At 47.1% G+C, this 14,650-nt stretch carries 13 protein-coding genes; 1 reads left to right on the forward strand and 12 read right to left on the reverse strand.

Going from position 1 to position 14,650, the window contains the following annotated elements:
• Positions 1-105 precede the first annotated feature (105 nt).
• From AELLOGFF_RS11815 to AELLOGFF_RS11830, 4 genes are all read right to left on the reverse strand, one after another.
• Positions 106-1,224: an enoyl-CoA hydratase/isomerase family protein gene (locus tag AELLOGFF_RS11815; RefSeq protein ID WP_159268930.1), complete on the reverse strand. Its 1,119-nt coding sequence runs from the start codon at positions 1,222-1,224 to the stop codon at positions 106-108.
• Positions 1,224-2,015 (reverse strand): enoyl-CoA hydratase, encoded by a 792-nt coding sequence (locus AELLOGFF_RS11820; protein ID WP_159268931.1) that lies wholly within the window; start codon positions 2,013-2,015, stop codon positions 1,224-1,226. Before AELLOGFF_RS11820 ends, AELLOGFF_RS11815 begins: the two co-directional genes overlap by 1 nt.
• Positions 2,012-3,172, reverse strand: a complete 1,161-nt coding sequence (locus AELLOGFF_RS11825) for an acyl-CoA dehydrogenase family protein (protein ID WP_159268932.1) — start codon at positions 3,170-3,172, stop codon at positions 2,012-2,014. Before AELLOGFF_RS11825 ends, AELLOGFF_RS11820 begins: the two co-directional genes overlap by 4 nt.
• 70 nt (positions 3,173-3,242) lie before the next feature.
• A complete protein-coding gene (locus AELLOGFF_RS11830; RefSeq protein WP_159268933.1) occupies positions 3,243-4,661 on the reverse strand; it encodes an aldehyde dehydrogenase family protein in 1,419 nt (472 codons plus the stop codon).
• A gap of 204 nt (positions 4,662-4,865) precedes the next feature.
• Here AELLOGFF_RS11830 and AELLOGFF_RS11835 point away from each other — a divergent pair, with 204 nt between their 5' ends.
• Positions 4,866-5,738: an AraC family transcriptional regulator gene (locus tag AELLOGFF_RS11835; RefSeq protein WP_159268934.1), complete on the forward strand. Its 873-nt coding sequence runs from the start codon at positions 4,866-4,868 to the stop codon at positions 5,736-5,738.
• Positions 5,739-6,010: 272 nt separating this feature from the next.
• Here the strand turns inward: AELLOGFF_RS11835 and AELLOGFF_RS11840 are convergent, their stop codons facing one another.
• From AELLOGFF_RS11840 to AELLOGFF_RS11875, 8 genes are all read right to left on the reverse strand, one after another.
• Complete coding sequence (locus AELLOGFF_RS11840; protein WP_159268935.1) at positions 6,011-6,430, reverse strand: hypothetical protein; 420 nt, start codon at positions 6,428-6,430, stop codon at positions 6,011-6,013.
• Between the two features lie 153 nt (positions 6,431-6,583).
• On the reverse strand, positions 6,584-7,159 hold the full coding sequence (locus tag AELLOGFF_RS11845; RefSeq protein ID WP_159268936.1) for an outer membrane beta-barrel protein: 576 nt from the start codon (positions 7,157-7,159) through the stop codon (positions 6,584-6,586).
• 113 nt (positions 7,160-7,272) lie between these two features.
• Complete coding sequence (locus tag AELLOGFF_RS11850; protein ID WP_159268937.1) at positions 7,273-7,806, reverse strand: GrpB family protein; 534 nt, start codon at positions 7,804-7,806, stop codon at positions 7,273-7,275.
• A 758-nt stretch (positions 7,807-8,564) separates the two neighbouring features.
• The gene (locus tag AELLOGFF_RS11855) at positions 8,565-9,983 is read right to left on the reverse strand and encodes a hypothetical protein (RefSeq protein ID WP_159268938.1); all 1,419 of its coding nucleotides are present in this window, start codon (positions 9,981-9,983) and stop codon (positions 8,565-8,567) included.
• 11 nt (positions 9,984-9,994) lie between these two features.
• Positions 9,995-10,738, reverse strand: a complete 744-nt coding sequence (locus AELLOGFF_RS11860; RefSeq protein ID WP_159268939.1) for a hypothetical protein — start codon at positions 10,736-10,738, stop codon at positions 9,995-9,997.
• A gap of 642 nt (positions 10,739-11,380) precedes the next feature.
• Positions 11,381-12,250, reverse strand: a complete 870-nt coding sequence (locus AELLOGFF_RS18130) for an AMP-binding protein (RefSeq protein ID WP_268818564.1) — start codon at positions 12,248-12,250, stop codon at positions 11,381-11,383.
• Between the two features lie 50 nt (positions 12,251-12,300).
• Positions 12,301-13,002 carry an AMP-binding protein gene (locus AELLOGFF_RS18135; protein ID WP_200842654.1) on the reverse strand — a complete coding sequence of 234 codons (702 nt, stop codon included), beginning with the start codon at positions 13,000-13,002 and terminating at the stop codon, positions 12,301-12,303.
• Positions 13,003-13,248: 246 nt separating this feature from the next.
• Positions 13,249-14,649: a PLP-dependent aminotransferase family protein gene (locus AELLOGFF_RS11875; protein ID WP_159268940.1), complete on the reverse strand. Its 1,401-nt coding sequence runs from the start codon at positions 14,647-14,649 to the stop codon at positions 13,249-13,251.
• Position 14,650: the final 1 nt, after the last annotated feature.

Genomic DNA, 14,650 nt, shown 5'->3' on the forward strand with positions numbered 1-14,650 from the left:
ATTTACTAGATTTTCGCTATTCGCGAAAACACGGTGAAATAAAAAATGAGACGACCGAAACCGCCTCAAAACCTGCCGCCAAACACCCACTACGTGGGTGCAAGACTAAAGATCGTTGAGTGGATTCTCAGCCCAAGGAGCGGCAAAGTGTTGCTCAATTAATGAATCAGGCACTTCAGCCGGCGAACTGTGTTGCCACTTCGGGCTCTTATCCTTATCAATTAATAATGCTCTTACGCCCTCGGCAAATTCTGAATGACGAATAATCGAGGTAGATAGCAGTACTTCGGCCTGAAACGCTGCCTTTAATGACAAACCCTTGCAGCGCCGCAGCTGCTCAGCGATCAGGCGGGCACTGAGTGGCGAACCGGAGGCCAATGTAGCCGACGCCTTTTGTATCCAAGGATTTTCAGATTGCACCGCAATAATATTATTGATGGTGTCGAGATCATCATCGCTGCACAACGCATTAATTTCTGCCGCCGCCGCTTCAACATTACCCGCAGGCAAAGCTTCTTTAGAACGCGCAACAAACTCCGCCATCACTTCAAATACGCGCTCTTGGTTGTCACCAACCCCTGTAGACCACGCCACATTCGTCAAGGCGTTCAACACCTCGCCAGCATATTGATGCTCAATAAAGCCTTCGGCCAATCCAAGGTACAAGGCATCCGCCGCATTAAACGAGGCACCAGTGAGGGCCAAGAATAAACCGGTGTTATCAGGCATGCGATTTAGGAAATAGCTCCCGCCCACATCGGGATACAAGCCAATTGTGATCTCAGGCATCGCCAAGCGGGTTTTCTCAGTCACAACGCGATAGCTTCCCGCTGCGAAAACACCCATACCGCCGCCCATGACAATACCGTGGCCCCATACGATCACCGGCTTATCAAATTTATGAAGCAGATAATCGACGCGATATTCCTGCTCAAAAAACGCCTCTGCGTATTCACAAGGGCCACCCGGCTGACTGATAGAGGATTTATACAGCGCCTGCACATCTCCGCCAGCGCACAAGGCTTTTTGCCCAGCGCCGTGAATAAATACACAGGCGATATCGCTGCGCTCACGCCATTCGCGAAGCTTTGCCAACATCAGCTCAACCATATTGAGGGTGAGAGAATTCAAGGTTTTCTCAACACTCAGGGTAATCACCCCAACCGCTGGGCCACTCGCTGAGCGACGTTCTTCAAATACAACTTCTTCAAATAACTCGGTCATTAGGCGTTCTTCCACTCTGGGCTGCGCTTTTCAAGAAAGGCATTCACCCCTTCTTTTTGATCTAAGGTGTCAAACAGCTGAATAAAGCGCTCACGCTCCAGCAACAAACCCTGCGGCATAACTGCTTCACGCGGTTTATGAATTAGTTCTTTACAGAAAGTCACCGACACTGGGCTTTGTTGCGCAACCTGCGCAGCCAGAGCTAGGGCCACAGTTTTAGCGGTTCCCGAATCCACCACTTCTTCAACTAAGCCCAAGCTCAAGGCTTTCTCGGCTTTTATACGCTCGCCACACAAGATTATGCGCTTCGCCCAACCAGGGCCAACTAGAGCTGTTAGGCGCTGAGTACCGCCCGCGCAAGGCAGTAAACCTACTTTTGCTTCTGGCAGCGCCATCTGCGCATGGGATTCAGCGATGCGAATATCACAGGCCAACGCACACTCCAAACCGCCACCCATTGCAAAGCCATTAATGGCTGCAATAGAAACACCGCGAAAATCCGCTAAGGCTTCAAAGGCCTGACCAAACTTTAAGCCGATATCCTGGGCAACGGCCTTGTCGCCACTGGCAAACATTTTTAAATCTGCGCCCGCCGAGAAAAATTTCTCACCCGCACCGGTGATCACTAAGCTGTAGATATTTTTGTCAGCATTAAGATTAGCCACCAAGTCACGCATGCCACTTAATGACTCGGCATCCCAAGTATTCGCGCCGGGGTTGTCTATGGTGATCAATGCCGTATGGTCGATGATCTCTACTTTTAACTTTTCTGTGGGACTGTAGTTATTCATTTTATTACCTCCAGGGCGCCTTCCATCAATAAACGTCGGCCAATAATGACCCGCATAATTTCATTCGTACCTTCCAGAATCTGATGCACACGACTATCGCGAACATGCCGTTCCAAGGGGTATTCTTTTATATAACCATAACCGCCGTGTAGCTGGAGTGCATCATTACAAATGTTAAAACACACGTCCGTTACAAAACGCTTAGCCATTGCACAATAGGTGCTGGCTTCTGGGTCACCAGAATCTAGTTTAAATGCCGCCAAACGCACCATTTGCCGCGCAGCCACTAAGTCAGTGGTCATATCAGCTAGTTTAAACTGAGTGTTCTGAAAGTCAGCGATAGCTTGGCCAAACTGCTTACGCTCTTTCACGTATTCAATTGTTGTTTCTATAGCCGCCTGCGCGGTGCCAATAGAGCAAGTGGCGATATTGATACGGCCGCCATCTAGGCCCTTCATAGCTATCTTGAAGCCCTCGCCTTCACTGCCCAACATATTGGCTGCGGGCACCACAACGTCTTCAAATGTCACGGTTCGAGTGGGCTGACTATTCCAACCCATTTTCTCTTCTTTCTTACCGTAGCTGATACCGTCAGCATTGGCGGGAATCGCAAAGGCGCTAATTCCTTTTGGCCCCGCGGCACCAGTGCGCAACATCACCACTAAAATATCAGTGGAGCCCGCGCCAGAAATAAACATTTTGCTGCCGTTAACAATAAAATTGTCACCCTCGGCACGGGCCGTGCTGCGGAGACTGCCAGCGTCAGAACCCGCGCTAGGCTCGGTTAAGCAGTAAGAAGCCAATTTTTCACCGGTCACCAAGTCGCCACACCACTCGTTAATCAAGGCTTGCTTCCCATAGGTGCCAATCATGCTCGTGGCCATATTATGGATCGTCAAAAATGCCGCTGTAGAAGTACAACCCCGCGCCAATTCTTCGACTATGACACTGGTATCTAAACGACTCATACCTAAGCCGCCAGCCGCCTCTGGCGTATAAATACCCATAAAGCCCAGCTCACCTGCCTGTTTTAACGCTTCTTTAGGAAAAATATGTTCGGCATCCCATTGCGCCGCATTGGGCTTGAACACGCCGTCGGCAAATGACCGCGCACTCTCGGCATAGGCGTTCTGATCGTCGGTAAGGTTAAAGTCCATATTATTCTCTATTGATTATCACTAAACTCAATCACAGCGCCGCAGTATTGGCGGCGCTTAACACAAAGGTTTACTTGAACTTATCCATCACTTTGCCAAACAAGACTTCATCTGAAGGAATCTCCTTGGTCACCGCCAAAGGCTTAGAAACCCAAGTCTCGTTAATCAAATCACGCCAAGTAATATTGTTGTTAGTGCTATTCCCACCCCAAGAACCACAACCTAGCGAGAAAGTTTGGCGCATGCCGTTCCACACATTACCACTATTAGAAGGGGCTTGGGGTTGGTTAACCATGACCCGCGAGGTCTTTGTCGCATAGGCAAACTTCATAATATTCTCATCGTTATAAGAATAAATACCACAGGAGTGGCCTTGGCCTTGATAAGCCTGAATCGCATTGGTCATAGCAATCGCACCGTCGATATCTTTAACAGTATAGAAGGCCATAACCACTGACATTTTTTCGCCAGAAAAGGGGTGCTCAGGTCCCGCTCCAGTTTCTGGGACAATGAAAAACGTTTTCCCCTCTGGTAGGTCTATGCCAGCCATCTCTGCAAGTACGCTTGCCGGCTGAGCCACAATACGCGGGGCAATGTGGCCATCTTCCCAAATAATATTCTGTAATTTGGCTTTTTCTTCTGCATTACAAATATAACCGCCCTGCGCTTGCAGCTTCTCTAACAAGGCTTCAACATTTGATTCAAAGGCAATAACCGCATTATCAGAAGAGCACGATGCGGCTAAATCTAGGGTTTTAGAAATACGAATTTTCTCAGCAGCCTCGTCTAAATCTGCTGTGTCGTCCACAGTAATCACGGCGTTCCCTGCCCCTACACCCAAGGCAGGTGTACCGCTAGAATAAGCTGACTTCACCATTGGTGCGCCGCCGGTAGCCAAGATGCGGTCACACTGTTTCATCAACTCCGACGTGCCTTCCATTGACGGGCTGTCGATGGAAATGACCAAGTCTTCTGGCGCGCCGCAGGCTTTTAGTGCTTCACGCATCAAATCGCAGATCATTTTATTGGTTAATTTTGAGCGCGGATGGGGCGCAATTATAATCGCGTTCCGACCTTTAACCGCAGAGATCGCCTTTATCACTGGCGTTGCCTCAGGGTTGGTGCAGGGTGCTAAGGCACCGATAACACCCACTGGCTTAGCAATTTTAACGATATTGCGCTCTTTGTCTTCTTCGAGCACACCGACAGATTTGTCGTTAATAATATCGAATAAGGTTGCGCGGGTTTTTCTAAATATTTTTAGAAATTTACCGTCATAATTTCCTAACTGTGTCTCTTCTACGGTAAATTTGGCAATCTTCTCTGCCACGTCCTGACGCGCTACCGACCACACCATAGCGGTAATCAGCTCATCGACTTGTTCTTGGCTATAGTCAGCAATTTGCGCCTGCGCTTTACGCGAACGTGCAACGAGCGACTGTATAAAGACGGCTTCTTCGGAAGTGGCGACGGCGGATTCTGCGGCCATGGTGTATCTCCAAGTTATTTTTAGGTTTGCAAACGGTGCACCCATGTATTCGCATGCACCTATATTAGGGCAACTATATAAACACAACTCTTGATAGCGTAGGATTGACTATATTGCCGACTTGATGGACTATATTGCGTAAACTAAAACAGAAGAAAACCAACACTAAAACACAAAAAAAATGATATAAATCAATGTATTAATATGAAAATAACCTCTGACTGGCCACTCCCACCGCTAGGAATACGCTTCCTATTACCGCAATTTATACAAACGCAACTAGCAGGGCACCCACTGACAGAAGGTTTATTCCCCCTAGCAATGGGCTACTACCCAGCGGCATTTGGCCACCGCATGCAACGGCAGCAGCAAGACAGCTATCTGCTTATTTACTGCATAGACGGAAAAGGCACGCTAATGTGTGACGACAAACGCTATCGCATCCGCAGTGGCGACATAATTTTATTACCACCCAAGCACCCCCATGCCTATAAAGCAGACACCAAAGACCCTTGGACCATATATTGGCTACACTTTAACGGCCGCCTTGCAGATCATTTCTATCAGCATATTCAACTGAGTACACCCACACTAAACATTGGCGTCCAACCTCGGGTTGTACGCATCTTTGACGGGCTCTCAGAATTGCGTCGCAGTGGTTATCAACTTGCGGAGTACATTCAAGGCGGTCACCAGCTACAAGCGCTATTAAGCTATATAGCACTGCTGGTTCGGCAAGAGCGCCCCCAAAGCGGAAAAATAATTAATTGGGAAAGACTGCGCGCAACCATGCAGGAACATATTCACGGCCAATTAAATCTTGATGAATTAGCTGCCATTGCAAAACTTTCTAAATATCACTTCACAAAGAAATTTAAAGCCCACACCGGCCAATCACCGATACAGTATTTTATTAATATGAAAATTCAGCGTGCTTGTTATTTGTTAGATAGCACCAGCCAATCTGTAAAACAAATCGCATCTGCGGTTGGTTATGATGACGCTTATTATTTTTCTCGAATATTTAAAAAAACCATCGGTATGGCGCCCAATGATTATCGCCACCACCGACGTTAAAACACTTTCACCTCAGACAACAACTTTCTCGACCATACTCAAGCACCCAAGCCATCAATAAAGTGCGAAACTTTAGTTGTCCCGCCGCAATTCTCAGCCGCTAACTTCGGCGTGATTGTTATACATACTCACCGCCATTAGAGCGACAATTACTCGCAAATAGGCGACAAATCTTCATCTAGTCCAAGAAACCCACCATCTTTGCTAGCCTGAAATTCTGCAATATTTTCGGTATACATTCCGTCCGCGCTCATTTCTCTCACCGACACGTTTCATGACACCACGAAAGGACGAGACTCATTAACTTCTACCTCGTAAGTAAAGCTATCACGTGTTTGAAACTGAAAATATCGATCGCCACTCATCCTTGTACCAATACCATGAATATCAAAACCTGCTTTTATTACAACAAGCCTAACCGGTAGCTTTCCGACTTTGGAGCGATCTGCCTTTGAAACGCATATTTCTCCTATCGGTTCTGCTTCTTTATAAGCCTCGCCAAAAATAGTTTTCCGCTTTTCACAAACATCATCGAAGTCATAAACTTTCAAGAATGCCAATCCAGAGTTCAAGGGTGGCTTATGGATAGCCGAAAGGTTAGGCGCGCTTAATGTGACACCCACATATTGATCATCTTTGCCGTCTAAGTATCGACTCTCAGGGGCGGGAGAAGAGGCACAAGCTGCCACCAAAGACAGAACAAAAATAGATACTAGTTTCCTTGTTATTTCAAAACATACTTAAGTCATAATATTGTCAGCACAAGCGAAGCCGTCCGACCAACCTAGGCGATACCACCTTTACTTCTTCGCGCTTTATTCAAAATTTTATATGTCAGCAAAGCGTTAAAACGGTATTGTAAGATTTAACGTTGTCGAATTTATTTTAATTCCGTCTTCGTCACCCTGCTGTAACCATTCAAGCTGAAACCAACGCGCAACTCTTACACCGAAGCCATATCCGAAATCTTCGATTGATGTCGATGTGCTACCGTTACCTCCGTCAAAATCCAGCTTGTTATAGCTATACCCCGTTAGCAGATACGGAGTGAGCCAAGTATCGTTAGGCAATGATGTTCGCAGGTACAATGCTCGCGACTTGCGTCCATCTAGATCAGCTGGATCTCCGTCACAGTCATTTTCACCGCCTCCATACGATTGGATGATCACTTCACAGGCAAATTCGTCAAATTCAAAAAAACCGCCGGTGCCCTCACCAATCTGAGCCTCAATAGAAAAATAATCATTGATTTCTACACCAGCCCTTAGAACCATTTCTAGAGTCACATCATCTTGACTCTCGCTACCCAGCGAAATATCAACAGTGGCCACCCCCGAGCCCACGCCAAGCCAATACCCGGCTTGAGCAGCTGCACTGAACATGAAAAGCAGCGACAAAAACAATCTTTTAAATTGGTGCACTTCGAAGCCTCCTAATCAATCTACTGAAAGTGCTGCCAGTAACAGCCATAAATACTATTACCCAAAACGGCTACCAAAAAAGGCAGGGCGATTTGGCTGTCCCGCCGCGCCTTTTAGCAGTTAACTGCACGCCCTTCATTTTGCCACCAGATTAGAGCAAGTGTTTGATGCTTGGATACAAAAGCATCTTTGCCTTCGCAATAATTATTTATATCGCCGTTGCTAGTTGCTGCTGCGGATTTCTTTAAGGATTCATACTCCACGGCTATGTCAGGATGTGCGCGAATGTAGTCTCTGAATGCAAGGTGCCGCCGTGCTCCGATGGAGCCTGTTTCAAACACATGAATATGATGCGAGGGTCTCGGGTGTCCCTTTCGATAGAATCTCCTTCTCGAAAGGCCATACTCGCCCATGCACTCATAACCTAACGATGCAAAACAATCATTTTCAGAATCCATTGTTTCGAGGTCATCAACTTCTATAAGAATGTCTATTACCGGTTTGGCCGAAAGCCCAGAAACACTTGTGCTTCCAATATGGTGTATGGCATAGAACGGAATCGCTACCGCCGACAAAATGACATCGCGTTCCTCTTGAAATAATTGAGGCCAATGCTCATCGTATTTATCAATTGTGATCTCAGTCATGACTTATGCGTAACGTCGCTGTACTTTGCTATGCATGTTAATTTATCACTCACTTAAACCGATTTTATGCTTAGTTACCCCTAACCAATTCCATACTAAAGGCGACTCGCATTCTTGATACGTACTTTCCCATTTCTTTGCTCAGAGAAACAACTCACCAAAACTAGCTCAACTCATTAATTTATTTGAGGAAAAAATAATTAACACAGGGGCACGTTTCGACAAAAATGGCATGCGCACATGTAATTCTGGAGGGGCTCATATGTATAATCTCACTTCCCTATGCTCTTGCTTTTAAATCCATTTATCAAGATTCCGCTAAAACAATACAATTAGCTAAGCGGAAATATGAGCATATATCTTGTTACAATAAAAATATACTGCATTTTATTGCAACACACACAAGGTTAAAACGACCTAGGTTTCGAGCTGCTGTTTGGTAGTGAGTTATGTATTACTGAGTGCTTGCGTATTTGAGTAAAAGATATCGACCAAAACGGCGTTCACTAAACACTTGTAATATTATGGGCCATAAAGATCGACAAAAACTGATAAGCCACAACGGTACATCTTACGCTTATCCCTCAATAAATAACCGAAGTCAAAAGTTGAATTATCTAATAAATACTTTAAGAGGATGGCGTATGAAAGTACCCCGGTATTCCCGCATCAAAACATGGCTCATCTCAAACAAGCTGACGAACCAATTATTTGATACTAACCGCTCTAGTGCTAGTCGCAACAACAGCTTCCAAACTTTATTGCTGCCTCACTTCAGTTCCACCCGTGTGTCCGCGTGCACATAGACACTGGTACTCATATGCTTCCTTTGTAATTCTTTTATATTCTTTTGAAAACATTAGCTCATTTAAGCCATTCTGTTCTCTGCGTTCAAGGACCTCAGTGTTAAGTTGGTAGGGCGCCCCAGATATCAAATCAAAGGTCGAATCCTTAGGGCACTTTTCCGGTTCGTGGGGGAAATTTCCCTCCCACACTTCCCAGCCCTCTACGGTCTTTTCCGCTACCCGAAACGGCCCTGCGCAGACACCGCTAGCCGATCCTGAGCGGCCGGCTGACGTTGCCGAGGTTGGTGTACGCTTAAGCGTGCGCTCTTCCGCCAGTTGCATTGTCAGCTTTTCTGACACAAACGCATTGCTGCCCCCCATCTGACGCCAACACAAGTGATCTTCTTCATAAAGAATACCTCCAGAAGACGCGCAGGCCTCTCGACGCTCAGCAACACTTCGCTCCAATGTACAGACTCGACGTGCAGCGTCCCATTGCGCTCCTCGGGCAAGGCACCGCTGACCGGCAGTGTCAGCTGATAGCTCGGAGCTCTGTGCTGACTCAGGCAGAGACAGTACTGGCGAGGCTCGAGCAGCAGATACATTCTGCTTTTCCAAATCACGAGCTAGTACGCCTGCATCCTTGTTGTTTGCGTCGTAGATCATGGCTTGCAGTCGCGCTGAGCGGGCATAATTCTGGCGACTCAATTCGTTGAGCTCATCGCCCGCAGAAGTGATTTTTTGATTCAGCGCGGCGGAAAAGCGTGGATCCCCAATGATCTTAAGCCCCGAACCAATAGCACTGCCCACGGCCTTACTGGTATCAATCAGACTATTACCAACCGCATAGAATGCGCTGATACCCGCGGAAGGTTTGTCTTGAGGTGTAGACATATCATGCTCGAGCACAGCCAATTCATCGCTAATATTCTGTCCATCAAGGGCTTTGAAAAAGAGCTCTATTCGACGGGAAACAAAACCCGGCAAGTTTTTATCGGGGTCAGGATAATAGGCTACGGCTTCAAACATGACCTTATTAATTGACCGAAGCGGCACCACACTAACGGCTAGGTCTTCTTTATCTGGTCGATAAAGAGACAGCTTAAGTGTTAAAGAATAGAAATGCGTAGCCACACCGGGAGAAGGTGCTTTGGACCGGCTCATCTGCTTTACGACATTTACCTCTCGCAACAGCAGGTCAAGTCGGTAAACCCTCTCCCTATTACCGCTAAAATGCGGCGAAGATAAGCTGCGAGCCTGTGATTGTATATCTTGCCTTACAGATCCGGCCACATCCTCCAGTTGCAGTCTCATTGGTCCAAGAACACCATCGATTTCTGCCATCAGCGAACAGGGTGAAACCATAAGCAAAAATAGTACAAGCTTTTTCATGGTGAACTCTTTTAAAACAGGTAGATGTTTTGTAAATGCTGAGCCTCTTGGTTCACCATAGAATCAATCGCCTTCTTCACTCCATTGACGTCCATTCCCTTCGGAAATGCCCACCAAAGCAAAGAGCCACAACGGCGGGCATGTAGTTCAAAGCTTTGGGTATCAATTGGGTTTTCTAAATCGTCGGTCGCGAACACGGAAAATGCCAAGCTAGTGGGATAAGCAGGACAGTCAAAAGGGAAAAAACCCAAACTAGGTACCATCAGGAATATCCCCGTCGGCGCAACTAAGAACACGTTCACCTTCATGCCAATTCTAAAATCATGCGGTACCAAGATAAAATCCACCTCAGCCATCGCTTCTTTAGGAAGATACCTTGATGATCCCGACGGGCTCAAAATCGAGTCATCGACAACGGCGACACCCGCATCACTAAGAGCACTACTCATTGAGCTCTTCACGTAACCGGGCAACTTCGTTTCCATAAACTCACTCCTGCTAGACGAGCCATAGGAGTTGAATTTACCGATCTTTTTGTAGTGTTCCTTTTGCGCCCACGTCAATGATCTTGAGTCACCCTCAGTAATGTCGAAAACAGTATGAAGCAGTGTTCGATTAAATTGCTCAGACTCCAATACAAGAACCCGGGAAGCACTATCAATCGAAACTTCAGTAAATTCAGACACCTTGGGCATGTAGGTTGTACACGCCGATAACAAGCCGCTTGTTAGGACAAGCAAAAGTAAAATACGCATAAAATTACAACACTTAACGGGGAAAAAGAGATTCTAGCAGCGCAGCGCGCGGCGACCCCCCCCAATTTTGGGGAGAGCGTAAGATTAACGGGCCTTTTCGTTGTGTTTCTCTGGCTTTTTACCTAGCTTTATTAAAATACACTAAGTTTTAAGTGTTTTTCTTTAGCATTAACGGTTATCGAAACAATGCTTAAGCATTATTTTAGCGTCATCAGGGCTTTGTCATCATCCTTGTATCACTAAACTAAGCCGGCACTGCGGTAGAAAAGCTATAAAGCTATAAAGCTAACTATAAAAAATGCTAGTAGCTCGAAGGCGGATATATGCCCCACCCAGACTCCCATCTGCGACTTACTTACTTACTCACCCAACGGTAGCGAGATATAAAGCCCCTTCAAGAACCGCGCGCACAACAAGCCTTATTAAAACCTAGGAAATTAGAGGTGAATGTCTGATCTAATGACGCCAAGCCATTAAATTTCAATTAAGATCGGCTGGTGGCAAACACCAGCCAGATGAGAAAGTGTTAACCATGGTCTATATGTTGTTTTCCAGCTGATATCTGACCCTAATTGCGTATATTCAGATACCAGCCAAAAGCAGCTATTTTCAAGCTTAACTCAGTGAAACAAGCTCACTTACTCACTCCTCCCAAATCAATTTTCCGCTCACAGACTGCTCCACAAGTATTTTCGTGGCTGCTTCAATCTCATTTCGCTTAAGTTTCATCGTGGGAGTTAATAAACCATTTTCAATGGTCCAAGGTGATTTTACGACAATCAATCTATCCAATCTTTCATGTGACTCTACCGCAGCATTTACCGAGTCCAATGTCGCTAACAAGGTTTTTTCAACCGCAGCCTTGGACTGCCCATGCTGTGCATTCAACACCACCAAGGCCACCGGCTGAGGCATACCTGAGCCGACTACGCAAGATTGCTCAATATAAATATTTGCTTCTACAAGCGACTCAAGAGGCACCGGCGCAACATATTTACCCTTCGCTGTTTTAAATTGCTCCTTCACTCGCCCGGTAATACGCCAAGAGCCATCGGCATTCTTTATTGCCTTGTCACCGGTTTTAAACCAGTCGCCCTCAAACGAGGATTCGGTCGCCTCGGGATTGTTGTAGTACTCCTTAAACACGGGTTCTCCGCGAACCATTAATTCACCTTCCGCCGACAACTTCAGTTCCAGCTCATCAAAAGGTGTACCAATCGTGCCCAAGTGTGCAGCTTGAAAAGGCGAGTTACCCGTGGCCGCACCAGACAATTCGGTCATTCCCCAGCCTTCACCAATATTTACCCCCAAGCGCTGCCACCACGTTAATAAACTAGGCGAAATAGGAGCCGTGCCGGAGCCAAAAGAACCACAACAGCTAAAGCCAAGCTGCTGCCGAATGCGTTTCGCAAATAACTTGCCCAAAACCGGAATCGACAATATTACTTGTAAACGATGATCTGGGACTTTTGCGAGAATCTGGGCTTGGAATTTTGCCCATAACCTTGGCACTGACAAAAATACCGTCACCTTGGCGTACTTCAAGTCGCTTACAAATGTCTCTAATGACTCATTAAAAAATATTTGAATGTCATCGCCATTGTCACCAAACTACGCTCTGTAATATGCGCCATTGGCAAATAGGACAGTACTCGGTCACCTGAATCACTATACATCACGGACAAGGCCGAAGCCGCAGACTCTAGATTTCGCCCCGTTAGCACCACGCCCTTAGGCTGCCCCGTGCTACCGCTGGTGTAGACTAAGGTGTAAACATCGTCCAACTCAGGAACACAGACATCGTCAAGCGGCTGAAACTCCGATAACCAATCATTCCACTGAATGTCGGCCTTCACCATATCATAAGGAAAGCCAATGGTTGGCAAGTTCGGATTGCCCGCCTGCAAGGCGCTATAATCATCTAGCTTGCCAACAAAAATCGCTTTACTCGCACTATGCTCCAACACATAGGCAATAGTGCTCTCCCCTGCGGTGTAGTAAATAGGCACGCTAATGTAGCCCGCCATAGCAATGGCTATATCAGCGATAATCCATTCAGCTGAGTTTTTCGCCAATATTGCAATCTTGTCACCGCGTTCATAGCCCTGACTTTGCAGTCCGGCAGCGATTTTTCTGGCCTGAGTAGCAACATCAAGCCAGGTATAGGCAGTCCATTCACCACCCTTAGCTTGATGCAAATACAGCGCATTTGGCTTGGATTCAACTCGATTCAAAAACTGCCTGACTGGGTGCACTGCACTCATATTCATTCCTTGTTTATTATAAAAAAATGAGATCATCGCCAATGCGACAATTGTCCATTAATCAGGACTGTATGGTCTGAAGCCAAAATAAAGCTTCTTTAGATGCAATACAACACACTTACAGCGAATTAATGATGACGAGGTGCCCAATTCATTGCGCAAATCTTTATCTACAACAAGCAAGGGAAAATCATAAGGCCAGACATAAAGCTTGTATTTTCGTCCAACACCAATGCCGCTATAAATTTAATGAGTATTAGATAAGAGAAAAGCCGGTTGATCAATAATATCCGCTAGCTGCTGCAAGCCTTCCTCCCAGGTATCACGGCTGATTGGCCCGCCATAACATACGCGCAAGGCCTCTGGGGGATTGTTATCAGTACTAAATGCGGCGCTGGCAACTGCGCTCACACCCACAGAGCGAAGATGTACAGCCAATTCGGAGGGATTCCAGTTGGAGGCCTTAGATAATTTAAGCCACAAATGAAACGCTCCCTTGGCACCAGAAATCCGATTGCGGCCCAAGTATTTCTCTGCAAGCTTAAGGCGAGCGGCGCCTTCATTACAGACCGCTTTTAGCATCATTTCTGCAGTGCCATCCATAATCCAGGCGGTGACCAAGGCGTCTGTCAGCGGGCTGGACATAACCGATAAGGCTCGCATTGCGCCCGCCACCCGCTGGGCCTGGCGCTTACTGGGGGCATGCAAGAACGCTGAACGCAAACCTGGGCCAAAGCATTTGGCCGTGCCGGTAATGTAATACGTTAATTCAGGCGCGAGATCTGCAAAGGGCGTTACCGGCTCATTGGTCAGCATGGTATAGGCATCGTCTTCAACAATCGGAATGCTATAACGCAGGGCGACGTCCGCTAAACTCTGACGACGACTTAAGGGGATAGTGGTCGTAGTGGGGTTGTGAATGGTGGGGTTTAGATACAGCACAGCGACTCGGCCCTTCTTGCAGGCCTCTTCAAATGCCCTTGGCAAGGGTCCGTGCATATCGCGCTCGAGGGAGTGCAGGGTTAGGCCCAGCTGCGCCGCGATCGCTTTCATTCCCGGATACACCAAGCTTTCGACACACACTAGCTGCCCCGGCAAGACCAATTGTGTCATCAGCCCAACCAGCGCACTGTGAATACCTGGGCAAATAAGCACCTGCTCTAGTCGCGCATTGCTAAGGCGTCGATCCAGCCAAATCAGCGCCGCTTCCCGGTCGTGCCGCCCGCCGCCAAAGGATTGATAACGAAGCAAAGAATACAGGTCGCGCTGTGCCAAAACCGCAATAGCGCTGTCCCGGACTTGCTCTATCAAGGTGGGGATCGCCGGTTCAATTAACAAATTCATCGTCATCTCATAGCCGCCTTTAACGGGGCCAAGAGACACTGTCTTACCTTTGACAAAGCTACCGGAACCGGGGTGCGACTCTATTAAACCTCGACGCTTGGCTTCATTGTAAGCCCGCGCGGCGGTGGTGTAATTGATACCGAGTGCCGCCGCCAAATCACGTAAGGTCGGTAACCTATCTCGAGCCTGAAATCGGCCCGACTCGACGTCTTCATCAATTAAATCAGCAATTAGCAGATACGCTGGCCGACCTTTTTCTTTCTCTAGGGTTTTTGCCCAGCGTTGAAGTTCTGTCTCATTCATA

Origin of the sequence: Zhongshania aliphaticivorans (assembly GCF_902705875.1) — a bacterium.
Classification (GTDB): Bacteria; Pseudomonadota; Gammaproteobacteria; order Pseudomonadales; family Spongiibacteraceae; genus Spongiibacter; species Spongiibacter aliphaticivorans_A.

Excerpts from the sequence above, each read along its gene's own strand:
- AELLOGFF_RS11815 (WP_159268930.1), bottom strand. The coding sequence starts at position 1,224 with ATGACCGAGTTATTTGAAGAAGTTGTATTTGAAGAACGTCGCTCAGCG.
- AELLOGFF_RS11820 (WP_159268931.1), bottom strand. The coding sequence starts at position 2,015 with ATGAATAACTACAGTCCCACAGAAAAGTTAAAAGTAGAGATCATCGAC.
- AELLOGFF_RS11825 (WP_159268932.1), bottom strand. The coding sequence starts at position 3,172 with ATGGACTTTAACCTTACCGACGATCAGAACGCCTATGCCGAGAGTGCG.
- AELLOGFF_RS11830 (WP_159268933.1), bottom strand. The coding sequence starts at position 4,661 with ATGGCCGCAGAATCCGCCGTCGCCACTTCCGAAGAAGCCGTCTTTATA.
- AELLOGFF_RS11835 (WP_159268934.1), top strand. The coding sequence starts at position 4,866 with ATGAAAATAACCTCTGACTGGCCACTCCCACCGCTAGGAATACGCTTC.
- AELLOGFF_RS11850 (WP_159268937.1), bottom strand. The coding sequence starts at position 7,806 with ATGACTGAGATCACAATTGATAAATACGATGAGCATTGGCCTCAATTA.
- AELLOGFF_RS11855 (WP_159268938.1), bottom strand. The coding sequence starts at position 9,983 with ATGAAAAAGCTTGTACTATTTTTGCTTATGGTTTCACCCTGTTCGCTG.
- AELLOGFF_RS11860 (WP_159268939.1), bottom strand. The coding sequence starts at position 10,738 with ATGCGTATTTTACTTTTGCTTGTCCTAACAAGCGGCTTGTTATCGGCG.
- AELLOGFF_RS18135 (WP_200842654.1), bottom strand. The coding sequence starts at position 13,002 with ATGAGTGCAGTGCACCCAGTCAGGCAGTTTTTGAATCGAGTTGAATCC.
- AELLOGFF_RS11875 (WP_159268940.1), bottom strand. The coding sequence starts at position 14,649 with ATGAATGAGACAGAACTTCAACGCTGGGCAAAAACCCTAGAGAAAGAA.